Annotated in this window: 20 protein-coding genes, 1 tRNA gene and 1 pseudogene; 8 read left to right on the top strand and 14 right to left on the bottom strand. The window is 68.4% G+C overall.

Annotated elements, in window-relative coordinates:
• The first annotated feature begins 42 nt into the window (after window positions 1-42).
• Entirely contained in the window at window positions 43-456 is a 414-nt protein-coding gene (locus tag HEP85_RS21765; RefSeq protein ID WP_168529209.1) for a pyridoxamine 5'-phosphate oxidase family protein, read from the top strand.
• A 170-nt stretch (window positions 457-626) separates the two neighbouring features.
• On the opposite strand, the gene HEP85_RS21760 is transcribed toward HEP85_RS21765, so the two are convergent.
• Entirely contained in the window at window positions 627-923 is a 297-nt protein-coding gene (locus tag HEP85_RS21760) for a (2Fe-2S)-binding protein (RefSeq protein ID WP_168533875.1), read from the bottom strand.
• 40 nt (window positions 924-963) lie between these two features.
• The gene (locus HEP85_RS21755) at window positions 964-1,215 is read right to left on the bottom strand and encodes a hypothetical protein (RefSeq protein ID WP_168529208.1); all 252 of its coding nucleotides are present in this window, start codon (window positions 1,213-1,215) and stop codon (window positions 964-966) included.
• A 143-nt stretch (window positions 1,216-1,358) separates the two neighbouring features.
• On the opposite strand from HEP85_RS21755, the gene HEP85_RS21750 reads away from it, so the two are divergent.
• Window positions 1,359-2,342 (top strand): helix-turn-helix transcriptional regulator, encoded by a 984-nt coding sequence (locus HEP85_RS21750; RefSeq protein ID WP_168529207.1) that lies wholly within the window; start codon window positions 1,359-1,361, stop codon window positions 2,340-2,342.
• Here the strand turns inward: HEP85_RS21750 and HEP85_RS21745 are convergent.
• The 8 genes and pseudogenes from HEP85_RS21745 to HEP85_RS21710 form a co-directional block, all read right to left on the bottom strand.
• Complete coding sequence (locus HEP85_RS21745) at window positions 2,305-3,339, bottom strand: helix-turn-helix transcriptional regulator (RefSeq protein WP_168529206.1); 1,035 nt, start codon at window positions 3,337-3,339, stop codon at window positions 2,305-2,307. The two genes, HEP85_RS21750 and HEP85_RS21745, sit on opposite strands and share 38 nt — an antisense overlap.
• Window positions 3,340-3,965: 626 nt before the next feature.
• Window positions 3,966-4,496 carry a hypothetical protein gene (locus tag HEP85_RS21740; protein ID WP_248002030.1) on the bottom strand — a complete coding sequence of 177 codons (531 nt, stop codon included), beginning with the start codon at window positions 4,494-4,496 and terminating at the stop codon, window positions 3,966-3,968.
• Window positions 4,497-4,610: 114 nt separating this feature from the next.
• Window positions 4,611-5,681 carry a substrate-binding domain-containing protein gene (locus HEP85_RS21735; RefSeq protein WP_168533871.1) on the bottom strand — a complete coding sequence of 357 codons (1,071 nt, stop codon included), beginning with the start codon at window positions 5,679-5,681 and terminating at the stop codon, window positions 4,611-4,613.
• A gap of 824 nt (window positions 5,682-6,505) precedes the next feature.
• On the bottom strand, window positions 6,506-6,952 hold the full coding sequence (locus HEP85_RS21730; protein WP_168529205.1) for a heat shock protein transcriptional repressor HspR: 447 nt from the start codon (window positions 6,950-6,952) through the stop codon (window positions 6,506-6,508).
• A gap of 4 nt (window positions 6,953-6,956) precedes the next feature.
• Window positions 6,957-8,144 (bottom strand): molecular chaperone DnaJ, encoded by a 1,188-nt coding sequence (gene dnaJ / locus HEP85_RS21725; protein ID WP_168529204.1) that lies wholly within the window; start codon window positions 8,142-8,144, stop codon window positions 6,957-6,959.
• A gap of 33 nt (window positions 8,145-8,177) precedes the next feature.
• Window positions 8,178-8,840 (bottom strand): nucleotide exchange factor GrpE, encoded by a 663-nt coding sequence (grpE, locus tag HEP85_RS21720; RefSeq protein ID WP_168529203.1) that lies wholly within the window; start codon window positions 8,838-8,840, stop codon window positions 8,178-8,180.
• Complete coding sequence (gene dnaK, locus HEP85_RS21715) at window positions 8,837-10,684, bottom strand: molecular chaperone DnaK (protein WP_168529202.1); 1,848 nt, start codon at window positions 10,682-10,684, stop codon at window positions 8,837-8,839. Before dnaK ends, grpE begins: the two co-directional genes overlap by 4 nt.
• 95 nt (window positions 10,685-10,779) lie before the next feature.
• Window positions 10,780-11,800, bottom strand: a pseudogene (locus tag HEP85_RS21710) (MraY family glycosyltransferase).
• Window positions 11,801-12,033: 233 nt separating this feature from the next.
• Between HEP85_RS21710 and HEP85_RS21705 the strand changes: the two are divergent.
• The 4 genes from HEP85_RS21705 (at window position 12,034) to HEP85_RS21690 (ending at window position 18,147) form a co-directional block, all read left to right on the top strand.
• On the top strand, window positions 12,034-14,316 hold the full coding sequence (locus tag HEP85_RS21705) for a (Fe-S)-binding protein (protein ID WP_168529201.1): 2,283 nt from the start codon (window positions 12,034-12,036) through the stop codon (window positions 14,314-14,316).
• Between the two features lie 303 nt (window positions 14,317-14,619).
• The gene (locus tag HEP85_RS21700; RefSeq protein ID WP_168529200.1) at window positions 14,620-16,125 is read left to right on the top strand and encodes an FG-GAP and VCBS repeat-containing protein; all 1,506 of its coding nucleotides are present in this window, start codon (window positions 14,620-14,622) and stop codon (window positions 16,123-16,125) included.
• A 325-nt stretch (window positions 16,126-16,450) separates the two neighbouring features.
• On the top strand, window positions 16,451-17,482 hold the full coding sequence (locus HEP85_RS21695; protein WP_168529199.1) for a Yip1 family protein: 1,032 nt from the start codon (window positions 16,451-16,453) through the stop codon (window positions 17,480-17,482).
• 296 nt (window positions 17,483-17,778) lie between these two features.
• Window positions 17,779-18,147: a hypothetical protein gene (locus tag HEP85_RS21690; protein ID WP_168524953.1), complete on the top strand. Its 369-nt coding sequence runs from the start codon at window positions 17,779-17,781 to the stop codon at window positions 18,145-18,147.
• A gap of 161 nt (window positions 18,148-18,308) precedes the next feature.
• On the opposite strand, the gene HEP85_RS21685 is transcribed toward HEP85_RS21690, so the two are convergent.
• Window positions 18,309-19,187 carry a hypothetical protein gene (locus HEP85_RS21685; protein ID WP_168529198.1) on the bottom strand — a complete coding sequence of 293 codons (879 nt, stop codon included), beginning with the start codon at window positions 19,185-19,187 and terminating at the stop codon, window positions 18,309-18,311.
• A 522-nt stretch (window positions 19,188-19,709) separates the two neighbouring features.
• Between HEP85_RS21685 and HEP85_RS21680 the strand changes: the two genes are divergently transcribed.
• Window positions 19,710-22,301, top strand: a complete 2,592-nt coding sequence (locus tag HEP85_RS21680) for a helix-turn-helix transcriptional regulator (RefSeq protein WP_369658126.1) — start codon at window positions 19,710-19,712, stop codon at window positions 22,299-22,301.
• A 536-nt stretch (window positions 22,302-22,837) separates the two neighbouring features.
• On the opposite strand, the gene HEP85_RS21675 is transcribed toward HEP85_RS21680, so the two are convergent.
• Window positions 22,838-23,347, bottom strand: a complete 510-nt coding sequence (locus HEP85_RS21675) for a phosphoribosyltransferase (RefSeq protein ID WP_168533869.1) — start codon at window positions 23,345-23,347, stop codon at window positions 22,838-22,840.
• Window positions 23,348-23,357: 10 nt separating this feature from the next.
• Complete coding sequence (gene dcd, locus HEP85_RS21670; RefSeq protein WP_168529197.1) at window positions 23,358-23,933, bottom strand: dCTP deaminase; 576 nt, start codon at window positions 23,931-23,933, stop codon at window positions 23,358-23,360.
• Window positions 23,934-24,446: 513 nt separating this feature from the next.
• On the opposite strand from dcd, the gene HEP85_RS21665 reads away from it, so the two are divergent.
• A tRNA-Gly gene (locus HEP85_RS21665) sits at window positions 24,447-24,520 on the top strand.
• A 102-nt stretch (window positions 24,521-24,622) separates the two neighbouring features.
• Here the strand turns inward: HEP85_RS21665 and HEP85_RS21660 are convergent.
• Window positions 24,623-25,048 carry a hypothetical protein gene (locus HEP85_RS21660; protein WP_369657798.1) on the bottom strand — a complete coding sequence of 142 codons (426 nt, stop codon included), beginning with the start codon at window positions 25,046-25,048 and terminating at the stop codon, window positions 24,623-24,625.
• Between the last annotated feature and the right edge of the window lie 179 nt (window positions 25,049-25,227).

The following is a 25,227-nucleotide window of genomic DNA, read 5'->3' as shown; positions in this document are numbered from 1 at the left end:
CGGGGCGACTTACGGCGAACCGGGCGGGCTACATTTCGGACCATGGCCGCATATCCGGTGGACCCGCACGACCCCGATCCCGCCTACCTCGCCTTCTGGCGGGAGCGGCACCTGTGCACCCTGACCACGCTCCGGGCGGACGGCAGCCCGCATGTCGTTCCCGTCGGGGTCACCTACGATCCGGGGGCCGGTCTGGCCCGGGTCATCGCCGGCGGGTCCAGCGCGAAGGTGGGGCACGTGACGGCAGCGGGGCCCGGCGGCGCCCGGGTCGCGGTCTGCCAGGTGGACGGACGGCGGTGGGCGACGCTGGAGGGGCGCGCGACCGTCTCCACCGAACCGTCGCGCGTCGCGGAGGCGGAGCGGCGGTACGCGGAGCGGTACGGAAGGACACCCTCACCCAACCCGGCCCGGGTGGTGATCGAGATCAGACTGACCTCGGCGCTGGGGCGCGGCTGATTCCGGCGCGGGGGCGGTTCCGGCCTCGGTCACGCACGCGGGTCCGCAGGACGAGACTCGAATACCCGGATTTTTCGCCCAAAACTGCAGCGGCGTCACCGTGTTCAGGTCACGGTGACGCCGCTGCGGGGGGAAGTACCTGCGCGATCTACTACGACGGGGGAATCGCGTCAGGCACTGCGGGGGGTGGCTGAGATGGTCCTTACGTCCGGGGCTTCCGGCTCGGCCAGCTGATGGTCACGCTGATCGAGGTTCACAAAGATCATTCCGTACCGGATGGCACATCGCACCGGCTGCGGCGCGCCGCGCGGCCGTCGCAGACACCGGTACGCCCGTACGTCCTCGTCCTCGTCCCGGGTGACGACGACCGGCTCGCCGAACACGGTCACCATCAGCGAATCGCCGGTGTGCGGGATCGCGGTCGCCAGGTCGATGAAGTGCCAGCCGGAGCGGTAGGCGGTGGCCATCTCGCGACGGAAGGAGCGGTCGTCGGGGGGCGTCGTCACGTCAACTCCCGGAGCCGTCATCCGCCGCCGGAGTCACCACCACGTCGTTCGGGGCTGGCGCCGGCCAGTGACTGTCCGCCAGGACACCGTCCGCGGCCGCCGTCGGCCAGTGGCTGTCCGCCAGCACACCGTCCACGGCCACCGACGGCCAGTGACTGTCCGCCAGTACATCGCCCTTCGCCCCGGAGAGGCCGCCCAGCGCTCCGAATGCCACCACGGCGGAGAAGGCGGCGACAAGCACCGAGCGAAGCATTTTGTTACGCATAGTCGGCTTCGTCCTCACTTGAAAGTCCCGTCTTCCCCCGTCGAATAAGACGATGGCTCATTCGGGCACGTCGTGGCCACATAATCGATGCATCATGTTCCTGCACGTTCAGGACCCTGGGGGGTGGAGTTTTGGTGACACATCAGACGAATGCGACACATCCCCACAGTGTGACCCGGCTGTGCGAGGACGGAGGCCGTCTTTACGCGAACGCGCTGCGCATAGGACGTATCGCGCGCGCCGACGTGGAGGCCGCCCCCTGCTTGATGGAACTCTCACTCCTCCACCCCGATCCCGATGACGCGAACTGGCTGCGACCGGTGCCCCCTTCGGTGGCCCTGGCCCAGCGACTCAACCCCATAGAGCGCGAGATCACCGAACGCAGGCGACTCTCGATCGAGCTGAGCGACGCTTTTGAGCCGTTCATGGCCCTCAGTGTCCCAGGAGCGACGCCCACCCACTCCATCACGGTGCTGGAGGGCGGCGACCGCATCAACGCGGCACTGAACCTGGCGACGGCCCAGTGCCAGAACGAGATGCTCACGATCCAGCCGAGCGACCGCGGCTCCGAGCGCAGCCTCCTCCAGGGACTGGAACGCGACCGGCCGCTGATCGAACGTGGTGTGAAGATCCGGACGCTGTATCAGCACACCGCCCGCTACAGCCCCGACAAACTGGCCTACGTCGCACAGCTCTCCGACGGCAAGGTCGAGTACCGCACCATCGACGAACTGGTGGAGCGCCTCATCGTCTGCGACGAGAGCGTCGCCTTCATCCCCACCCGCGACGACCAGCAGGTCGCCCTGGAACTGCGCCATCCGGGACTCGTCCGCTACCTGATCAAGGTCTTCGAGTTCATCTGGGGCCGCGCCGTCCCGCTCACCGCCGGCGCCCCCTACGAGACCGCCCCCGGCGGCATCACCAACATCCAGCACTCCATCGCCAAACTCCTGGTGGAGGGCCACGTGGACGAGGCCATCGCCCGTCGCCTCGGCATGAACGTCCGCACCTGCCGCGCCCACATCGCGAAACTGGCCACCTCGCTCGGCAGCGGCAGCCGGGCGCAACTCGGCTACCTCATCGCCCAGTCGGGGATTCTGGACCAGGAGCACTGACCGGCAGCGGCTCCGGGGAGCGCGGCGGCCCGTCGAGCCCCGCCTGCGCGATCCGGACGCCCAACTGCGTACGGCTCGCCGCTCCCAGAGTCTCCGAGAGGCGTGCGATGTGCGCCCGGCAGGTCCGCACGCTGATCCCCAACCGCTCGGCGACCACCGCATCCTGGTGCCCCTCGGCGAGCAACGCGGCGATCGAACGCTCGCGATGGGTGATGCCGTCGATGCCGGTCTCCGGGAGCGGGGCGGCGAGCGGGATCGCCAGCCGCCACAGCCGCTCGAAGACCGTCACCAGGTAGTCGACCAGCGCCGGATGCCGCAGCTCCAGCGCGATCGTGCGGTCGTCGTTGGCGGGGATGAACGCCACCTTGCGGTCGAAGAGGATGAGCCGCTCCACGACCTCGTCGAGCGTCCGGGCCTCCGCCGCGCCCCCCATCATCTCCATGTAGTTATGCAGGCCCTGGCCGTGCCGTGCCACGTGCGTGTACAGGTCCCGCATCCGCACGCCCCGCCTGCGCATCTCCAGCGCCCGGTGCAGCCCCTCCGACAGCTCGTCCTCGCGGCGGATGCCGCCCGGCTGCACCGTCAGCACCTCGCTGGTGCACGCCTCGGTCGCCTCGTCCATCGCGGCCCGGATCCTGGGCAGCCCGTCGAGGACACGGATCGCGACCCCCTCGGCCTGCGCCTGCACGCGGCCGCCTAGCCCGGCGTACCACTCGAACGCGGTCACCGCGTCGCCCAGCCGCGCCTGGCTCGCGCTGACCTCCTCGTACACACCCCGGATCAGCCGCGTCATGACCTCCTGCGGCGAGGTCGGCACCAGCCACCCCATGTCGTCGGGGTCCGGGTGCAGCAGCGCCAGTTCGACCAGGCAGGGCACCGCCTCCGCGTCACCGCGCGGCACCCGCCCGCGCCGCACGGCCCGGGAGTACACCCGGTCCCCCGCGTCACACAGTCGGTCAGCGCCGTGCGGATGCCTGTCCGCCCCGTGCCCGGCCATCTCCCACCCCTGGCTCCAACCTCCGGCTCCAGCAACCTCCGTGATGCGACGCTGCGTACCGTCCACGGCGGAGCACTTCCGCACCGCGGGACCCGTGGCCCGCGTCTTCCGCAGCGCAACTATGCGCGGCCCCGACCGCCATCGCAACACGGGCGCGCCCCCCGCACGCCCCCTCTCGCCCTCATACGTCCTGACATTTCCCCACCTCCGCACGGCACTCTGCAACAACATGACGGCGACACCGCTCCACCCCCACGCCGCCGGAGCCCGCACCGGGGCCGGCCGGGGCCGCGACCATGGCGACGTGCCCCCGCGCGGGGGCATCCACCCGGGGAGGGGCCGGCGGACCGGCGGAGACGACGGTGAGTTCCCCAGGGCGGCGTGCGGGACGGCCCGGGGGCGCACGGCCCGCGGGGGCGCGCACGGGCCGGGGTCGGCCACGCGCGGGCCTCCGGAGGCGCAACGAGTGCGTGGGGCGCGTTCAGCCGCGTCCGGGCCCGGTGACCGCCTTCCCCCACGCGAAGCCCCAGGCGGGGCCTTCGGGGACGGTGACTCCCGTCGTCTCCCGGGAGAGCGACGCCCCCGGCGCCGCCCGCACCGCCTCCCGCTCCCGCGAGGGGCTCGCCTCAGGCAGTCGTGGCCCAGCTCCTGAGCAGCGCCTCCCGGGCGGCCCGCCAGGGCGTGATGCCGTCGCCCTCGGCGCTCCCCCACTCCAACAGCCGTGACACGTCCGCCGTGCCCTCGACGAAGCGGTTCAACAGGTCCAGCGACAGCTCGTACTCGGACTGCACGTAGCCCCCGACGGCCGCCGTGTACACCGTCAGTTCGGCCTTCTCCTCGTCCGTGGCGACGTGGAGTTCGAAAGCGGGCGGTGCCTCACCGCCGCCCGTCGCCACGTCGAGGACCGTGTCCATCACGCTGTTCACCAGCCATCGGGTACTGGAGCGCACCTGCACGTCGTGCACGGTCACCGCGCGCACGTCCCGCCACGCCCAGAAGCCCTTCTGGTCCGTGCCCACGGCTTCCAGGCCCTCGGGAGTGAGCCGCACCCCGCGCCCGTTCCCCGCGGGCTCGGCACCCACGTAGACGCTCTTCTCGGTGATCCAGAACAGGCCGATCATGGCCACGGGCGCCTCCAGTACGTACGCGTCGAGCACGGTCTCCCGGTGAGACCACGGCCGGCCCGCAACGGTTCACCCGGGCCGTGAGAGACGTACGCGCGGGAGTCCCCGGCCAGGGACTCCCGCGCGTACGTGGCAGGACGGCAACGGCTACTTGATGTGGGCCGCCGCGCAGGCCGTCTTGTACTTGGCCGTGCAGATCTCCGCGACGGTGTAGATGTCGTCCTGGAGGACCGTCTCCTTGACGTTGTCCTTGGTGAGGGCGACCACGGGCACGAGCTGGGACGGGATCTTCTTGGTCGTGGGGCTGTCGACCTTGTCGCGGGTCAGCGCGTCGAACTCGATCCCGCGGCCCTGGACCTTGGCCACGGCCATCTCGGCGGCGGCGGTGGCCTCCTGCGGGTACGACTTGTAGACGCTCATGTACTGGTCGCCCGCGAGGATCCGCTGCACGGCGTCGAGCTCGGCGTCCTGGCCGGTGACCGGCGGCACGTTGCTGACACCCATGGTCTTCATGGCGTCGATGACCGCGCCCGCGATGCCGTCGTTGGCGGAGTAGACACCGGCGATGTTGTTGACGCCGACGGCCGAGATCGCCTCCAGCATGTTGGACTTGGCGTTGGCCGGGTCCCAGTCCTTGGTGTCGTACCTCCGCGCGATCTCGACCTTGCCGTCGAGCACGGACATGGCGCCCGCCTTGAACTGCGCCGCGTTCGGGTCGGTGAGCGAGCCGTTCATCATCACGATCTGCTTCGTGGCGGCGTTGGTGCCCAGCGCCTTCAGCAGTTCCTTGGCCTGCACCTCGCCGACGAGTTCGTTGTCGAAGGAGATGTACGCGTCGATCGGACCCTGCGCCAGGCGGTCGTAGGCGATGACGGGGATACCCGCGGCCTTGGCCTTGCGCACACCGCCCGCGATGGCCTTGGAGTCGACCGCGTCCACGAGGAGGACGTCGACCTTTTCGTCCACCATCTGCTGGAGCTGGGTGTTCTGCTTGCTCGCGCTCTGCTCGGCGTTGGCGTAGACCACCGAGCCCTTGCCGTTGGTGAGCTTTTTGACCTGCTCCTCGATGATCGGGTGATCGAACTTCTCGTAACGCGTGTTCCCCTTCTCGGGCAGAAGGAGACCCACCTTGATGTCGTCGCCCTTGGTCGGGCTCGCCTTGGAGTCGCTGCCGCCGATCCCGTCCACGACCCCGCAGCCGGCGAGTGAGACGGCCATCGCGGACGAGGCCAAGGCTATGGCCGTACGACGAAGCCGGGTGTTACGAGTGTTCACATCAGGTGCCTTCCGGGCGAGGTAGCTGCATTGCGACCCAGGTGGCTGAAAGCCAACGCGGCGATCACCTCAGCGTCAAGGAGTAACCACTTAACGAGATGGCAACAGCGTTCTGTGTTCCCCAAGTGAACACGATGGGAAGAGCGTGCACCTCCACTTCCACGTAACACCTGCGGCGCGCGTCGTTCCCACACACCCCGTCAGGGCCGGACAACCCCCGCCCCCGACCTGGAGACTTGAAGTTGGCCGAGTATCACCGCAGCTCCGGACGGGCGAGCGCGAGCCCGGCCCGACACGACGGGACGGCCCGCACCAGGACCGCAGTGATCTGCGTCACTCATGAACCCGGCTGTCGCACGCATCGCACAACTCCGGCCGCAATGACCGTTTATGTCTCGCCCACCCGCAAACGGCAGTGCACGTGAACGTCACTTTGTGGGGCACACCGAAGAAAACGGACCGCGGCGTCCGGGGTGCGGACTTGGCCGATTCGGCCCCCTCTCGGCGAACACCCGCGCGACCGGCCTCCGGCGGGACGTGACCACCGCCCGGAGACAGGCCGTCGGCCGCACCGTTCCCGCCGGCAAACACCTTCGCGTCGATCGCGCCGCACGGGCCCCCTCCCGCGGATGTCGGGCTCCCCCGCGCCTCCGCGGACAACTCGCCCGCCCGGCAGGCCACTTCGCGGGACGTGCGCGACCCCCGGCCGCGGACACACGAAGGGGCCGGGAGGTGATCCACCTCCCGGCCCCTTCGACGAACTGGAACTACTCCGGCGACCGCTTCGGCCGCCACACCACCAGCGCGCTCGTCTGCTGGACCTCCTGGTACGGGACCAGGTCCCGCCGGTAGGAGGCGTGCACGGCGGCCTCACGCTGCTGCATGGCCGCCGCCGCGCCGTCCAGGGCCGACTCCAGTTCCACGACACGGGACTGGAGCGCGGCGACCTGGTTCTCCAGCTCGATGATGCGTTTGATGCCGGCCAGGTTGATGCCCTCGTCCTGCGACAACTGCTGGACGGTGCGCAGCAGTTCGATGTCGCGGGCCGAGTAGCGCCGGCCACGCCCGGGCGTGCGGTCAGGTGAGACCAGGCCGAGGCGGTCGTACTGGCGCAGGGTCTGCGGGTGCAGGCCGGAGAGCTGGGCCGCCACCGAGATGACGTAGACCGGGGTCTCCTCGGTCAGTTCATAGGGGTTTCGACGACGGCCGTCCATCTGCTCATGCTCCCTTCGCGGCCTGGAACAGCTCCGCACGCGGGTCCTCGTCCGCGGTTGCCTCGCGATACGCCTCCAGGGCGTCACGCGCCTTGCCCGACACGTCCGTGGGGACCGCGACCTCGACGGTGACGAGAAGGTCGCCGCGGGTGCCGTCCTTGCGGACCGCGCCCTTGCCGCGGGCCCGCATCGTACGGCCGTTGGGCGTGCCCGGGGGCAGTTTCAGGGTGACCGGGGGGCCGCCCAGGGTCGGTACCCGCACCTCGCCGCCGAGGGCCGCCTCCGCGAAGGTGACGGGCACGGCGACGGTGAGGTTGTCGCCCTTGCGGCCGAAGACCGGGTGGGCGTCCACATGGACCGTGACGTACAGGTCGCCGGCCGGGCCGCCCCGTTCGCCGGGCCCGCCCTTGCCGCGCAGCCGGATCCGCTGCGAGTCGGTGACGCCCGCCGGGATGCGGACCTGCATCGTGCGGGACGACTTGGCGCGACCGCTGCCCGAGCACTCCATGCAGGGGTGCTCGGCGATCAGACCGCGGCCCTTGCAGTCCGGGCAGGGGTCCGTCAGCGAGAACCCGCCACCGGAGCCCCGCGCCACCTGGCCGGTGCCGACACAGGTCGGGCACACACGCGGTGTGCCGTTCTTGTCGCCGGTTCCCGAACAGGCCTTGCAGGGAGCCTGGGACGTCATCCGCAGCGGGACCGTCGCGCCGTCCACCGCCTCGGTGAAGCTCAGCGTCACCTCGGTGTCGATGTCCTGGCCGCGCCGGGGCTGGGTCCGGGTGCCGGTGCCCGCGCCGCCGCGGTTGAACAGGCCCCCGAAGACGTCGCCTATGCCGCCGCCGAAGCCGCCGGCCCCGCCGCCCGCTCCGCCCTGGGCGCCGCCTCCGAAGAGGTCGCCCAGGTCGAAGTTGAAGTTGCCGCCGCCCGCTCCGGGCCCCGGACGGAAGCCGCCGTTGCCGAAGAGGGCGCGTGCCTCGTCGTACTCCTTGCGCTTCTTGGCGTCCCCGAGGATGTCGTTCGCCTCGGAGATCTCCTTGAAGCGCTCCTCGGCCTTGGCGTTGCCCTTGTTGGCGTCCGGGTGGAACTCGCGGGCGAGCTTCCGGTACGCCTTCTTGATCTCGGCCTCGGTGGCGTCCTTGGGGACGCCGAGGACCTTGTAGTAGTCCTTCTCGATGAAGTCCTTGGTGCTCATCCCCGACGTCCCTCCTTCCTCATCGTGTCAACGTCAGCCCTCGTCCGGGCCACCGTTCTCCTTGTCCTCGGCCGCCTCAGCCGTCGTGTCGTCGGACTTGACGGACTGTGCGCCGGGCTGCGGCTCGGCGACCGCCACCCGCGCGGGGCGGATGGTGCGCTCGCCGAAGCGATACCCGGGCTGGAGAATCGCCACGCACGTCGTCTCCGTGACGTCCGGCGCGTACGAGTGCATCAGGGCCTCGTGGATCATCGGGTCGAAGGGCTCGCCCTCCTTGCCGAACTGCTGAAGCCCCATCTTCGCCGCGACGGTCTCCAGCGACTCGGCCACCGACTTGAAACCGCCGACCAGTTCACCGTGTTCCCGCGCGCGGCCGATGTCGTCGAGGACGGGCAGGAGCTCGGTCAGGAGGCTCGAGATGGCGAGCTCCTTGACCGCGATCCGGTCCCGCTCGACCCGGCGGCGGTAGTTCTGGTACTCGGCCTGGAGCCGCTGGAGGTCCGCGGTGCGCTCACCGAGCGCCGTACGTACCTGGTCCAGCTGGGCCGTCAGACCGGCGGTCTGTGCTGCGGCTGATGCGTCCCCGGCCGGGGACGCCCCCTCCGCGGAGGGGGCGTCCTTCGGCTCGGCGTCGTCAGGGGTGGCGCCGGAGGGGACGTCAGGCTTCTCTTCGAAACCCGGGGTCTCCTCCGTCACGCGGCACCGTCCTTGCGGTCCTCGTCGACGATCTCGGCGTCCACGACGTCGTCGTCGGCCCTGGCGTCGGCACCGGCGGCACCCTCGGCGCCACCGCCGGCCTGCGCGGCCTGGGCGTCGGCGTACATGGCCTGGCCCAGCTTCTGCGAGACGGCGGCGACCTTCTCGGTGGCCGTACGGATCTCGGCGGTGTCCTCGCCCTTGAGCGCGGCCTTCAGCTCCTCGACGGACGCCTCGACCTCGGTCTTGACGTCACCGGGGACCTTGTCCTCGTTGTCCTTGAGGAACTTCTCCGTCTGGTAGACGAGCTGCTCGCCCTGGTTGCGGGTCTCGGCGGCCTCGCGGCGGGCGTGGTCCTCCTCCGCGTACTTCTCGGCCTCTTCGCGCATCCGGTTGACCTCGTCCTTCGGCAGCGAGGAGCCGCCGGTGACGGTCATCTTCTGCTCCTTGCCCGTGCCCAGGTCCTTCGCGGTCACGTGCATGATGCCGTTGGCGTCGATGTCGAAGGCGACCTCGATCTGCGGGACGCCGCGGGGCGCCGGCGGCAGACCGGTCAGCTCGAACATCCCGAGCTTCTTGTTGTACGCCGCGATCTCGCGCTCGCCCTGGTAGACCTGGATCTGCACGGACGGCTGGTTGTCCTCGGCCGTCGTGAAGATCTCGGAACGCTTGGTCGGGATCGTGGTGTTGCGCTCGATGAGCTTCGTCATGATCCCTCCCTTGGTCTCGATGCCGAGGGACAGCGGGGTCACGTCGAGGAGCAGGACGTCCTTGACCTCACCCTTGAGGACACCGGCCTGCAGGGCGGCGCCGATGGCGACGACCTCGTCCGGGTTGACGCCCTTGTTGGCCTCGTTGCCGCCGGTGAGCTCCTTGACGAGCTCGGCGACGGCCGGCATACGGGTGGAGCCACCGACGAGAACGACGTGGTCGATCTCGGACAGGTTGATGCCCGCGTCCTTGATGACGTTGTGGAACGGCGTCTTGCAGCGCTCCAGAAGGTCGGCGGTGAGCTGCTGGAACTGGGCGCGCGTGAGCTTCTCGTCCAGGTGCAGCGGGCCCTCGGCGGACGCCGTGATGTAGGGCAGGTTGATCGAGGTCTCGGTGGACGAGGACAGCTCGATCTTGGCCTTCTCCGCGGCCTCACGGAGGCGCTGAAGAGCCATCTTGTCCTTGGCGAGGTCCACGCCGTGACCGGACTTGAACTGCTGCACCAGGTAGTCGACGACCCGCTGGTCCCAGTCGTCACCACCGAGGTGGTTGTCGCCGTTCGTGGCCTTCACCTCGACGACGCCGTCGCCGATCTCCAGGAGGGACACGTCGAAGGTGCCGCCACCGAGGTCGAAGACGAGGATCGTCTGGTCGTCCTTGTCCAGGCCGTACGCGAGCGCGGCGGCCGTGGGCTCGTTGACGATACGCAGGACGTTCAGGCCCGCGATCTCGCCGGCCTCCTTCGTCGCCTGACGCTCGGAGTCGTTGAAGTACGCCGGAACGGTGATGACCGCGTCCGTGACCTTCTCACCCAGGTAGGCCTCGGCGTCGCGCTTCAGCTTCTGCAGGATGAAGGCGCTCATCTGCTGCGGGTTGAAGTGCTTCCCGTCGAGCTCGATCTTCCAGTCCGTACCCATGTGACGCTTCACCGAGCGGATGGTCCGGTCCACGTTCGTGACCGCCTGGCGCTTGGCGACCTCGCCGACGAGCACCTCACCGTTCTTGGCGAAGGCGACGACGGACGGCGTGGTCCTGGCACCCTCGGCGTTGGTGATGACGGTGGGCTCGCCGCCCTCCAGAACGCTGACGACGGAGTTAGTCGTGCCCAGGTCGATGCCGACCGCACGTGCCATTTCAATTCCTCCAGCAATGACTTGAGTGGAACGGACTCAAGTGTGCACGACGTCCCGCTCCCGGTCAACAGAGCTGAGTCGAGGGGGCTCAAGTCTTATCTGTTCCTTACACGCAGGTGGGCGCCGACCTGCGGTTTTCCCGGGAGGCTCGCCCCATAGGCGGGAACACGAAGGAGTACCAGGACCATCCCGGCGGCGCCGCCCGCCACCCACAGGGCCGCCGTCGCCCCCACCCACCCCAGGTCGATCAGCATGCCGACGAGTGCACCCGCGAAGCCGGTGACACCGACGAGGACCGCGGCACCCTGCGCCGTGACACCGAGGTGCCGCAGCCGGTGGACGAGGTGGTCGGGAGCGCCGCTCAGCAGCGGACGCCCGGCCCGCCGCCGCGACACCAGCACCAGCACCGCGTCGGCGGTCGCCACCGCCGTCAGCGCGAACACGGCCCCCACGCTCGGCCCGGCCCCCCGGCCGGCCGTGCACCAGCACCGCGGCCGAGGCCAGCACGAACCCGGCGAACAGGCCGCCACAGCGCCCAGGCACGATCCGGGCGGGCGGCCAGCCGTGCATCAGGAACCCGGTCAGCGCGGCGGCCAGCACGCTCAGCAGCGTCGCCAGCCCGTCCATGACCTCGGCGGCCGCGCACCCGCTCAGGGCGAAGGCGGTCACCACGGCGACCGTCCCCATCACTCCGTCGGCGTGATCGAGGGAGGTGAAAGCGAGCGTGACGAGGACGACCCACCCGACGGCCAGGACCCCCAGGACCGGTCCGAGTTCGTCGAACGGCACGGTCAGCGCGGTGGCGGTGGTCACGACGGCCGCCCGCACCGGGAGCGGTACGGGTCTCAGGTCGGCGACCAGCCCGAGGGCGCCGACCACCATCCCGGCGACCAGCAGCCGCCCGGCCGCGGGGCCCAGCGGGGCCACGTCCGTCCAGTCACCGGCCCCGGCGACGAACGCGGTCGCCACGATCACCGCCGGCCCGCCGAGCAGCGCGACCAGGCGCCCCCGCCGCCGCTCGACCGCGCCGAGGCGCAGGGCGAGCGTCCGCAGCAGCGCGGCGAGCAGGGCGGCGAGGAGCAGGGCGGCGATGGCAGCGGCGATTCCGTACAGCACAGCGTCAACTTAGGGTTGAATGTCTGAAATGTGCAGCAGATAACACGATCGGGTTTACGTGTCGGCCCCGCGACCCCGGGAAGGGACACTCCCGTCAGGCAACCCTCAGCGACGCAGATCACCGCACCGCTGGCTACAGTGCGGCGCAAGAAGTGGGTAGTCTCAGACGGACTGCATAAGTTACCGCTTAGTAATCACACAAAGCCCCACCTCGCAGGCCCGAGGAGCCCCCAATGCAACTCGCCGCGATCATTGTGTCGCTGACCCTGACCGTGGTCGGCGTTGCGCTCATCGCCCGAGCCGTCGCGCAGATCTACCGGTTCATCAAGCTCGGCCAACCCCTCCCGGCCGGATCCAGGACCGACGCCTGGAAGGCCCGCAGCATCACGCTGGCCAAGGAGTTCGTCGGCCACACCCGGATGAACCGGTGGGGGATCGTCGGCGTCGCGCACTGGTTCGTCGCCGTCGGCTTCCTGACCCTCGGCCTGACCATCGTCACGGCCTACGGTCAGCTGTTCAAGGCCGACTGGACGCTGCCCGTCCTGGGCGGCTGGCTGCCGTACGAGCTGTACACCGAGTTCATCGCGCTGTTCACGACGCTCGGCATCCTCGTACTGATCGCGATCCGGCAGCTCAACCGGCCGTCGAAGCCGGGCCGCAAGTCGCGCTTCGCGGGCTCCAAGACCGGCCAGGCCTACTTCGTCGAGGCCGTCATCCTCGTCATCGGCCTCGCCATCATGACCCTGCGCGGTCTGGAGGGCGCGATTCACGGCGTCCACCACTACGAGGCCGCGTACTGGGCGTCGTACCCCCTGGTCGCCGCCTTCAAGGGCCTGAGCCTCGGCACCCTGCAGAACCTGGTCTACCTGACCGCCATGATCAAGCTCGGCGTCACCATGGGCTGGGCGATCACGGTCGGCCTCAACACCAACATGGGTGTCGCCTGGCACCGCTTCCTCGCCTTCCCGAACATCTGGTTCAAGCGGAACGCGGACGGCGCGACCGCGCTCGGCGGCCTGCTCCCGATGACCTCCGGCGGCAAGGACATCGACTTCACCGACCCCGGGGAGGACGACGTCTTCGGCGTCTCCCAGGTCGAGCAGTTCTCCTGGAAGGGCCTGCTGGACTTCTCCACCTGCACCGAGTGCGGCCGCTGCCAGTCGCAGTGCCCCGCCTGGAACACGGGCAAGCCGCTCTCCCCCAAGCTGCTGATCATGTCCCTCCGGGATCACGCGCACGCCAAGGCCCCCTACCTGCTCGCGGGCGGCGGCAAGGACATGGAGGGCAACGAGAAGGCCTCGGCCGAGGCCCTCGCGGACGTGCCCGCCGCGGCGCTGGCGGAGGCCGAACGGCCTCTCATCGGCACCGTCGAGGAGAACGGCGTCATCGACCCCGACGTCCTGTGGTCCTGCACCACCTGCGGCGCCTGCGTCGAGCAGTGCCCCGTCGACATCGAGCACATCGACCACATCGTCGACATGCGCCGCTACCAGGTGATGATCGAGAGCGCCTTCCCGTCCGAGGCGGGCACGATGCTCAAGAACCTGGAGAAGAAGGGCAACCCCTGGGGTCTGGCCAAGAAGCAGCGGCTGGAGTGGACCAAGGAGGTCGACTTCGAGATCCCCGTCGTCGGCCGCGACATCGAGGACCTCACCGAGGTCGAGTACCTGTACTGGGTCGGCTGCGCCGGCGCGCTGGAAGACCGCGCCAAGAAGACCACGAAGGCCTTCGCGGAGCTGCTCCACATGGCGGGCGTCAAGTTCGCGATCATGGGCGGCGACGAGAAGTGCACCGGTGACTCCGCCCGGCGCCTCGGCAACGAGCCCCTGTTCCAGGAACTCGGCATGGAGAACGTGGCCGCGCTGAACATGGCGTTCGGCGAGGAGACGGACGACGAGGGCAACACCACCCCCGAGTCGAAGAAGCCGAAGTCGGCGAAGAAGATCGTCGCCACCTGCCCGCACTGCCTCAACACGATCGGCAACGAGTACCCGCAGCTCGGCGGCGACTACGAGGTCATCCACCACACCCAGCTGCTCCAGCACCTCATCGACGAGGGCAAGCTGCTCCCGGTCACCCCGGTCGAGGGTCTGATCACGTACCACGACCCCTGCTACCTGGGCCGCCACAACAAGATCTACACGCCGCCGCGCGAGATCATGTCCGCCGTCCCTGGCCTGCGCCAGCAGGAGATGCACCGCCACAAGGAGCGCGGCTTCTGCTGCGGCGCCGGTGGTGCGCGGATGTGGATGGAGGAGCGGATCGGCAAGCGCATCAACAACGAGCGTGTCGACGAGGCGCTCTCCCTCAACCCGGACATCGTCTCCACCGCCTGCCCGTTCTGCCTCGTCATGCTGACCGACTCGGTCAACGGCAAGAAGAACGACGGCAAGGCCAAGGAGTCCATCCAGGTCGTCGACGTCGCACAGCTGCTGCTCGACTCCGTCAGGACGCCGGTCGATCCGGCGGGAGCCGCGGAGGCCGAGAGCGAGCCGGAGCCCGAACCGGTGAAGTAGACCGCAGACGCCCCAGGAACGCCGGAGGAGCTGATGACAGCGCCTCCGGCGTTCCGCGTTCTCCCCGGCTCCCGCGTCCGGATTCCCTGGAGATCGGCACCGGAGATGAACACCCGGCCCGTGCGCCTCACGTCTCCCGCAAGAAATCCGAACTCCCGTACAACCCTGCTGCCCCCCTGCGGGTCTCCTGTTCGCTGACCGGCCCATGAACGCCAGGACAACTCCCGGCGAACGTGAATCGTCCGCACCCCATTGACTGGGAGTGTCCGCCAGGCATTCCCGCATGCCGCAGGAGAACCCCGCATGCACAAGCAGCACCCGCACCACCGCCCCCGTGCCCTGCAGCTCGCCCTCGCGACGGCCACCGCGGCCGCTCTGACGGGCGGTCTGCTCACGTTCTCCGCCGCGACGGCCACGGCCGCCGACTCCACGGTCGTCCCGGCGGCCGACTTCAACGGCGACGGCATCGGCGACGTCGCCTTCTCCGCCGAGGGCGCCTACGTGAGCGGCCACAAGGCCGCCGGCCAGGTCGTCGCCCTCTACGGCACCGCCACCGGTGTCTCGGCCGCCAAGCGCTCCACGATCAGCCAGAACACCGCCGGGGTTCCCGGCACCGCCGAGGCCGGAGACGCCTTCGGCGCGGAGACGGCCTACGCCGACTTCAACGGCGACGGATACGACGACCTCGCCGTGTCCTCTCCGCACGAGAAGTTCGGCACCGACACCGACGCCGGTGGCCTCGCCGTCCTCTGGGGCTCCCGGAGCGGCCTCACCGGCAAGGGTGTGGCCATCGCCGACCCGGCCTCCTCCTCGCACGACCTGTGGGGCAAGAACCTGGCCGCGGGCGACTTCGACGGCGACGGCAGGGCGGACCTGGCCGTCGGAAACACGTCGAGCACGATCTACGTCTACAAGGGCGGCATCACCGCCGGCGGCGCGGCCGGCCTCGCCCGGACCACGATCAAGCCCCCGATCCAGTCCGGCGGCAGCGCCCGCGGCCCGATGAACCTCACCGCCGGTGACATCAACGGCGACGGCCGCACCGACCTCGTGGTCGACGGTTTCGAGACCAAGACCGACTACGGCTGGAACACGAACTACTACGTGCCCGGCACGGCGAACGGCCTGAGCGTGTCCGCCGCGAAGGCGCTGAAGACCGGCATCATCACGGCCATCGGCGACATCAACGGCGACGGCTTCGGCGACATCGTCAGCGGCGCGCCCTGGGACAACACCAAGCTCAGCGACGGCACGACCCCTCCGGACTCCGCGTACGGCGGGAAGGTGAACATCACCTACGGTTCCGCGTCCGGCCCTGCCGGGACCGCCGGGATCAGCCAGAACACCGGCAGCGTGCCCGGCACCGCGGAGAAGAACGACAGCTTCGGCTACGAGCTGGACCTCGGTGACATCAACCACGACGGCTACCAGGACCTCGTCGTCAGCACCGCGTACGAGGACCTCGACGGCCACGCGGACGCCGGCATGGTCACCGTCCTGTACGGCTCCGCGCACGGCGTCAACACCTCCTCCGGCGCCCAGGCCTTCGCCCAGAGCACGCCGGGTGTCCCGGGCAACGACGAGAAGGGCGACCACTTCGGCCTCGACGTGAAGCTCGACGACGTGACCGGCGACGGCAGGGCCGACCTCCTGGTGGGCTCGTACGAGAACGCCGGCGACGGCACGGTCACCTACCTGCCCTCCAACGGCACGAAGATCACCACGACCGGCTCCCGCTCCGTCTGGCCGGCCGACGCGGGCGTCTCGACCACGGGCACCCCGGCCTTCGGCGCCAATTTCGCGGACTGAGTCCGTTTCCGGCGGAGGGCGCGCTCCGACGGAGGCGCCTTTCGGTGGAGGGCGCCTTCCGGCGAAGAACGCGTGGCCGTACGTCCGGCCGCGTGACATGGCGCGTACGGCTTGCGTGACATGACTCGTAGGCCTGCGTGACTCGTACGGCCCATGCGGAGGGCACCGAACGCACCGCACGCAATTCCACGCGACTCAGGCCGGGCCCGCACCCGCGGGCCCGGCCTGAGCTCCGCCACCCCCAGCCCCGCCGAACATCCCTCACAAGGCCCCCGTGCAACCCCCCGGACAACCCCCATTCGGCCCTTGTGCGGCCCCTTAAGGGATGTCACAGCTCGGACCCAAAGGCGGCCCCACGGGCCCAGGCCCGACACGTCACTGTGCGGGACCAGGTACGTTCGATTACGTGGCTGGATTCAGGATCGGGCGGGGCCGGGACAACCGGGCCCCGCAAGCGCGACCGCAACAACACCAACCGTCGTACGGGCAGCAGGCCCCGCAGGGAGGCCAGGAGCCGTACGGCTACCCGCCCGCGCCCTCGCGGCAGCAGCAGCCGTACGGGGGTCAGCCCTACGGCGGCAACCAGCAGCCCTACGGCCATGGCCGGCAGGGTGGCGGGCAGCAGGGCGGCTGGCCCCAGGCCGGCGGCCCCGGTGGCGGTGAGCCGGAGTACTTCGGCGACGGGCACCCGCAGCAGGGCCCGGACCCGTACGCGGCGAACAGCCCCGGCCACACCCAGGCGTTCTCGGTCGGCGAGGACCCGTACAGCCAGGGCGAGACCTACCGCGCGGGCCAGGCGGCGGCCCCGCCCGTGGGCCCCCGCCTGCACTGGAAGGACCTGCTGAGGGGCATCGTCATCAGCCCCAAGCAGACGTTCCTGCAGATGCGCGACTACACGATGTGGGCTCCGGCCCTGATCGTGACGTTCCTCTACGGCCTGCTGGCGGTCTTCGGCTTCGACGGTGCCCGCCAGGACGTCATCAACGCCACGCTCTCCAACGCCGTCCCGATCGTCCTGACGACGGCTGTGGCGATCGTCATCAGCACGTTCATCCTGGGCGTGGTGACCCACACCCTGGCCCGCCAGCTCGGCGGCGACGGCGCCTGGCAGCCGACGGTCGGCCTCTCCATGCTGATCATGTCCATCACGGACACTCCGCGCCTGGTCGTCGCCATGTTCTTCGGCGGCGACGCGTCCTTCGTCCAGCTACTCGGCTGGGTGACGTGGGTGGGGGCGGGCGCCCTGCTCACCCTCATGGTCAGCAGGTCCCACGACCTGCCCTGGCCCAAGGCCCTGGCCGCGTCGGCGATCCAGCTGATCGCGATCCTGTCGATCATCAAGCTGGGCACGTTCTGACGGACGTTCCTCGGCGGGCGCGCCACGCTACGCACGAGAAGGGGCTTCTCCCACGCCGCACGGCACGGGAGGGGCCCCTTTTCCGTTGCCCTCAAAGCGCCGAAATCGCAACGGGCGTTGTCTCGGCTCGATGGGCCGCCTGAAAATCCGGGGCTGTACGGGGGAAAGGGCGGACCCCGTAAGCGTGCCTGGTAATCGTTCGACACCTGCCGTCGCCATCCTGTCCATCGAGACTCAGGATTCGGCAACAGGAACGATGAAGGGTTGGTCGAGTGAAGCTCACCCAGAGTATTTCCATGATCAGCATCGCCGCGACGGCAGCGGTTCTCTTCGGCGCCGGAGGCGTCCAGGCCCAAGGAGACGGGGGACACCTCCCGGTTCTCGGAACTCCGAACACCATGGACACCACGAACGATGGTGGGGGTACGAATAACAACCATAACAACAACATCGGCAGGGGCCCGAACAACAATAACAACAACAACGGCGGCAGGAACAACAACAACAATAACAACAACATCGGAGGCCAGAGCCTCAACAACGGGGGGCTCCTCTCCGTTCTGGGCATCACACGACTCTTCAACTTCCAGGTCTGTTATCCGACGGGGCAGGTCGGACGGGGAAACACCTCCGTCAATCAGAACGTCAACTGCAATCAGAGCTGAGGCGACAGCCGGTCGCCGCCTGATCAGGCACACCACAGCCTGAGCTCGAGATCCGGGCGCCGGCGACGCGCTCCCACGCCAACCTCGTCCCCAGCAGGGCCGGGCGCGCGAAAGTCCGGAGGTCGGGTGACTTTATCCACCCGACCTCCGGACTTTGAAGTTCAGCCGTTGTTGTTATTGTTGTTGTTCCCTCCGCCTCCGTTGTTGTTGTTATTGTTGTTGTTCCCGCCTCCGCCGTTGTTGTTGTTATTGTTGTTGTTGTTCGCGCCCCCGCCGTTGTTGTTGTTGTTATTGTTGTTGTTGGCTCCGCGGCCTCCGTTGTTGTTGTTATTGTTGTTGTTCCCGCCTCCGCCGTTGTTGTTGTTATTGTTGTTGTTGTTCGCGCCTCCGCCGTTGTTGTTGTTGTTATTGTTGTTGTTGGCTCCGCGGCCTCCGTTGTTGTTGTTGTTGTTGTTGTTCCCGCCTCCGCCGTTGTTGTTGTTATTGTTGTTGTTGTTCGCGCCCCCGCCGTTGTTGTTGTTGTTATTGTTGTTGGCTCCGCGGCCTCCGTTGTTGTTGTTGTTGTTATTGTTGTTGTTCCCGCCTCCGCCGTTGTTGTTGTTATTGTTGTTGTTGGCTCCGCGGCCTCCGTTGTTGTTGTTATTGTTGTTGTTCCCGCCTCCGCCGTTGTTGTTGTTATTGTTGTTGTTGTTCGCGCCCCCGCCGTTGTTGTTGTTGTTATTGTTGTTGGCTCCGCGGCCTCCGTTGTTGTTGTTGTTGTTATTGTTGTTGTTCCCGCCTCCGCCGTTGTTGTTGTTATTGTTGTTGTTGGCTCCGCGACCTCCGTTGTTGTTGTTATTGTTGTTGTTCCCGCCTCGGCCTCCGTTGTTGTTATTGTTGTTGTTGTTCCCGCCCCGTCGGTTGTTGTTGTTGTTGTTATTGTTGTTGTTGTTCCCGCCCCGTCGGTTGTTGTTGTTGTTATTGTTGTTGTTGTTGTCGCTCGGCGCTGTCGCGTGAGTTCCTGTAGGTGCCGGAGCAGCGAAGGCGACAGAGGGCACCATTGCGCCTCCCGCGGCCAGAGCAACCGAAGCAGTCAGCATTGCCGCGCGCTTTGCGATCTTGTTGAGCATGATGATCCCTTTCCGATGAATGTGGGCCTTCCGATTTGCCGCCCCAGTGGATTACGGAAGTAATTCTCCGTAAAGATGCCACCAGCTCACTAAGCCGGTCCTGGCACTCACACCACTCCGCGCTCCGAAATTTCATGGATCGACAGCCGACGGCAACATTCGCTTTGCGTGTGTTGTGGCCGGATTCACTGCCGGAGATATTTCGGAGGCGCGGTCGCGCGATATTCTCGGCGCGGGTCGGTTTGAGCCGCGAACCGGTAGACCCGGTTTCTGGAACTCCTAGGCCAGCATGCCCTGCGATAGTCGGGGGTACATCGGGCGAACACCCCAACTTCCACCTCCGCGCACCCCACATCCCACCCCGGCATTCCACGACCCACCCCACCAGCCGACCTGCCCTGGTCCATCTGGATCTTTTGCGCGGCTCCGCCCACGGAGGGAAAATGGCTGGTGATGGACCTACTAGAGCGAAAGGCCGTGCTCCAGGACCTCACCGGTCACCTGCAGGCGGCCGTGAGCGGCCCTGGACGCCTCGCACTCGTGCGCGGCGAGGCCGGCATCGGCAAGACCAGCGTCGTCCGCCGTCTGGCCCAGCTCGCCGACCCCCGTATCAGGGTGCTGGCCGGTGCTTGCGACCCGCTGGCGACCCCCCGTCCTCTGGGCCCTCTGATGGACTTGGCTCCACGCCTGGGACCGGCGGTACGCACGGCCCTGACCGGGGCCCTGGCAGGCACCTGCCGTTCCGACGAGGTCTTCGACTGCCTGCTCGCCGACCTGAGCGCCTATCCCAGCCTGCTGGTCCTGGAAGACGTCCACTGGGCCGACGAGGCCACCATGGATCTGCTGCGCCACCTGGCGCGGCGCCTGCCGACCGTTCCGGCCCTGGTGGTGGCCACCTACCGCGACGACGAGGTCGGCCGCACCCACCACTTGACCGCTCTCCTCGGCACTCTGGCGGGCTATTCGTGGGTGCACCGCCACGACCTGGCACCCCTGAGCCGCCCGGCCGTGGCCCGGCTGGCCACCGGACACGCCGTCGACGTCGAACAGCTGTACCACGTCTCCGCCGGCAACCCGTTCATCGTCACCGAGATCCTGGCCTCCCCGGCCGAGACCATCCCGGCCACGGTGCGCGAGGCCGTGGCCGGCCGCCTTGCCGGCCTCTCGGCCGCCGCACGCACGGTCGTCGACGTGCTGGCCGTCCTGGGCCACCGGGTCTCGCCACCGCTGCTTGCCGGTGTCCTGCCGGCCCCGGAAGAAGCACTCGAGGAGGCCGTGGCCTGCGGAATTGTCCGCACCGACGGACAGGCGACCGAATTCCGCCATGAGCTGACCCGGCTCGCGGTGCTGGAGACCGTCCCTGCCGCATGCCGGCTGCGGGTACACCAGCAGGTGCTGGCGGCGATGCGGGCCGGCCCGGTCACCGCGGATGATCTGGCGCTGCTGGCCGATCATTCCGAGGCCGCCGGCGATCCGACCGCCGTATTGGAGTACGCGCCCGCGGCGGCCGCCCATGCCGCCGCGACAGGCGCGCACCGGGAAGCGGCCGCCCAGTACGCCCGCGCCCTGCGGCACGCCGACCGCCTGCCCCTCGACCAGCAGACCTCCCTGCTGGAAGGACACGCGCAGGCCTGTCTCCTGTCGAGCCGACTGGAGGAAGCGGTCGAATCCCGCCGTACGGCGGTACGGCTGCGGCGTACGGCGGGCGACCGGCTGCACGAGGGGGAGGACCTGCGCCGGCTGTCGTACTCGCTGTGGCCAGCGGGACGGACCGCCGAGTCGGGACAGACCGCCCTGGACGCGGTGCGGGTGCTCGAGGAACTGGGACCGAACAAGGAGCTGTCCTGGGCGTACCTGAACCTCTGCCAACTGGCCTGCTACGAACACGAGGCGGTGGCGGTGACCGCCGCACACGCCGAGAAGGCGATCGCTCTCGGTGAGCGCTTCGGCGACGCGGGGGTGGTCGTCCAGGCGCGCTTCCACGCCGCGGCGGCACGGATGCTGAGCGAAGGGTCCGGCTGGGAGGACTGCGAGCAGGCGGTGGCCAGCGCGATGGCACAGGATCTGCCGGTGGACGCGGCCTCCTGCGCGCTCGTCATGTGCTGGTTCGCCGCGCTGCGGCATGACGTCGACAGGACCACCGCGGCCGTGACCCGGGCGGAAGCCCACTGCCTCGATCACGACCTGCTGTTCCACCTGCTGTGCACGAGGATCTGGGGCAGCTGGGGGCTGTTGAACCGGGGCCTGTGGACCCAGGCGGCCGATGCCGCACAGGAAGTGCTGTCCCACCCCCACTCACCACCGATCGTCAGAGCCCTGGCCTTCACCGTCCTGGGGCTGGTGCGAGCCCGGCAGGGCAAGGCCCAGGTGTGGCCGCTGCTCGAGCAGGCGGCGAGCCTCGTGGACCCGGACTGCCTGACGGCCACGGGCCTGGGGTGGGAGGCCCGGGTCGAGGCGGCCTGGCTGTCCGGCGACCACGAGCGGGTTCGGGCGGAGGCACGACGCGGTCTGGACGCGTTGGCGGAGCGCAGCCATCCCTGGCTGTCCGGGGCGCTGGCCTGCTGGATCCGCCGCGCCGGAGGGACACCCCCGCAGGTGCCGGCGGCCGAACCCTACGCGCTCGAGCTGGCCGGCGACTGGGCCGGCGCCGCGGCACGATGGGACACGCTCGGCTGCCCGTACGACGCCGCGCTGGCCCGCCTTTCCGGCGACGGGCCCGCGCTGCACCAGGCCCTGGCAGCCCTCGAGGCCCTCGGCGCCCGGCCGGCCGTGGCGCACGCCCGCGCCGTGATGCGTGCCCGGGGCGTCCGCCCGATCCGGCGAGGCCCCCGGGCGGCCACCCGGGCCAATCCGTACGGGCTGACCAACCGGGAGCTGGACGTCCTGAAGCTGCTGCACGAGGACCTGACGGATGCCGAGATCGCGGCCCGTCTCTATATCACTCCCAAGACGGCCGGGCATCACGTCGGCGCGATACTGAACAAACTCGGCGTCCACACCCGCCACGAAGCCGCTCGCAAACTCCACCATTCCGATCGCCGATAGGGCGGGCCCGGCTCGATTTCCGCCCCACTGAAATGGCGCCGGGGACGCGGAGATCATCCGACGCACATCCACCCGGCGTGCGACACTGGAACGCATCAGTGCACTCGCAGCTTGCTTCAGCTTTCAGGGTGATGAGAATGAAGAAAGCAGCCTTGCGGAGTGTCGGACTGGTCGCGGCCTGCTGTTCCATGGCGCTGGGTGCATGGAGTGCGTCAGCGGGTGAAGCAGACGCTCTTTCTCAGAATTCGCGGGCCGCATCCATGAAGTCGGCACTTCAGTGCTATGCGACGCACGGCAGCCCGAATGAGATCGTGTGCTACCGGAATTCATGGAAGGCCGAGTTCAGACACGGGGACGTGGTCTACGTCCCCATTCTCATTCAGGTGCCCGCGCCTGCGCATCCGTCTGTGACGATCGTCGACAGTCTGAACGACATACGTCCGAGCGCCACAAGTTCCGACTGAGGACCCGAACCGCCCGGCCGTGCCCCGCGGGCCCGACGACTGCTCGGCCGACAGGTCACCCAGCCCACCGGCTCAGAGCGCGTCTTTCGACGGCGTGATCGGCTCCCCCGCCTTACGTACCGGAGGCAGAACACTCCACGGGAAGTTGATCCATTCATCGGTCCGCTTCCACACATACTCGCATTTCACGAGTGAGTGGGGCTTCTCGTAGATCACGGCGCTGCGGACCTCGGCAACGGTGTCGACGCAGAAGTCGTGGACGAGTTTGAGGGTCTTGCCGGTGTCGGCGACGTCGTCCGTGATCAGGACCTTCTTGTCGGAGAAGTCAATCACGTTGGGGACGGGGGCGAGCATGACGGGCATCTCGAGCGTGGTTCCGACGCCCGTGTAGAACTCGACGTTCACCAGGTGGATGTTCTTGCAGTCGAGGGCATAAGCGAGGCCGCCCGCGACGAAGACACCCCCGCGCGCGATGGAGAGCACTATGTCCGGCTCGTATCCGTCGTCGGCGATGGTCTGGGCGAGTTCACGGACGGCGGTCCCGAACCGCTCGTAGGTGAGGTTCTCCCGCGCTCCGGTCATGCTCACGCCCTCAGACCTGGGTCCGGTGGAAGTTGAGGAAGGACCGGGAGGCGGTCGGTCCGCGCTGCCCCTGGTAGCGGGAGCCGTACCGGTCACTGCCGTACGGGAACTCGGCCGGCGAGCTGAGCTGGAACATGCACAGCTGCCCGATCTTCATGCCCGGCCAGAGCTTGATGGGCAGCGTCGCCAGGTTGGACAGCTCCAGGGTCACGTGCCCGGAGAAGCCGGGATCGATGAACCCCGCGGTGGAGTGCGTGACGAGGCCGAGCCGCCCGAGGGAGCTCTTGCCCTCGAGCCGCGAGGCGAGGTCGTCCGGCAGCGTGATGACCTCGTACGTACTGGCGAGGACGAACTCGCCGGGGTGCAGGATGAACGGCTCGTCGCCCTCGGGCTCGACCAGCCGCGTCAGATCCGCCTGCTCGATGGAGGGGTCGATGTGGGGGTAGCGGTGATTCTCGAACACCCGGAAATAGCGGTCGAGCCGCACGTCGATACTCGACGGCTGCACCATGGATTCGTCGTACGGAGCGATCCGCACCCGGCCGGCGCCGATCTCGGCCCGGATGTCCTTGTCTGAGAGAAGCACGCCCCGAGGATACGCGTGGGGCTGCCCACAATTGTGGACAGCCCCACGCCTACGCCTGCTGAGACCGCTCAGCGGTTGCCGTTACTGCTTCTCCAACGCCACCGGAACGACGTTCCGCAGCCGCGCGCACCGCGGGCACCGGATCAATCGACCGGGTCCGAGCCGCTCCGCCTTCTGCATCGGGAACGAAGCGGTGCTGAACACGTGCCCCTCGGCACATCGGACGACGGTGCGCTCCATCAAGTCCACAGAGTCCCTTCCCCAAGAGCCTTCGCCAGGCACTGGCGTGACTGACGACGAAAGCCACATTACGGGATGAATGGGACGGCTCTCCAGGCGGCACTCCGGCCCCGCCAGGACCCTCTCCCTCGCCTCCACCGTACGCCCCAACTCCGTTCCCCCGCAGCCGTGTCCATCCCCCGAAACGCGCACCGGCCCCGCGGCTTCAGCGCCGGGGGCCAGGCATGAGGTAGAGTGAGCGGGCATTCGACACCGGTCCAACCGATGTCTTACGCGGGTGTAGTTTAGTGGTAGAACATCAGCTTCCCAAGCTGAGAGTGCGAGTTCGATTCTCGTCACCCGCTCCATGTGAAACCCCCAGGTCGATAACCTGGGGGTTCTTTGTCGTCTAGACCTGCGAGTGGGGCGCGCACCATATCCGCACCACTACGGCCGACCACACCGCTCAGCTAGTTCAGCGGTGGGAGGACCGGAGCCAATCGGAGCTCCCTCGCAACCGAACGCAAGAACTGCTTGCGCGGCTTGCCGTTGATCATTTCATCGAAAGCCCGACCTGCCCAGACCAGGCACATGGCAAGAGTGACCTCCCCCACGGATGCGGCACTCCCCTTGGGATCCGTCCGAAGGCCAGGGGGCTCGGTCGTCCACTCGACGAACTCAGAAGCGCTGGTTGCACTGGGGTGCGCGTAGTCGCAGAGGTAGCGGTACACGGAGCACAGCTCCCTCTTCGGAGAGATTTCATCGCACTGCGCCTGGAACTTGCGGAGGATCTCACTCTCGTCGGTCTTCTCGACCGGGGCACCCTTGATCGAATCGATGAGATCCTGCGGCACATTGAACCCCTTCTGCATGTCCTCAGCAGCAGCTCGGTTCAAGCGGGTTCCCTCGGCAAACACCCCGAGCGCTCCGGCGTCACCCTTCTGCGAGAGCCAGCGCAGACTGATGGCTACTCATGTGCCTTCCTGTCTCGAACACCCATGGCCTGACCATGCCATCGGTCTCATCGACCGCTCTTCCGAGCTACCCGAGTTGGTGCGGCTTCGGATCGCAGGGC

Source organism: Streptomyces sp. RPA4-2 (assembly GCF_012273515.2).
GTDB classification, from domain to species: Bacteria; Actinomycetota; Actinomycetes; order Streptomycetales; family Streptomycetaceae; genus Streptomyces; species Streptomyces kaempferi.
The sequence above is the reverse complement of the archived record's forward strand: the minus strand, read 5'-3'. Positions and strand labels throughout refer to the sequence as shown.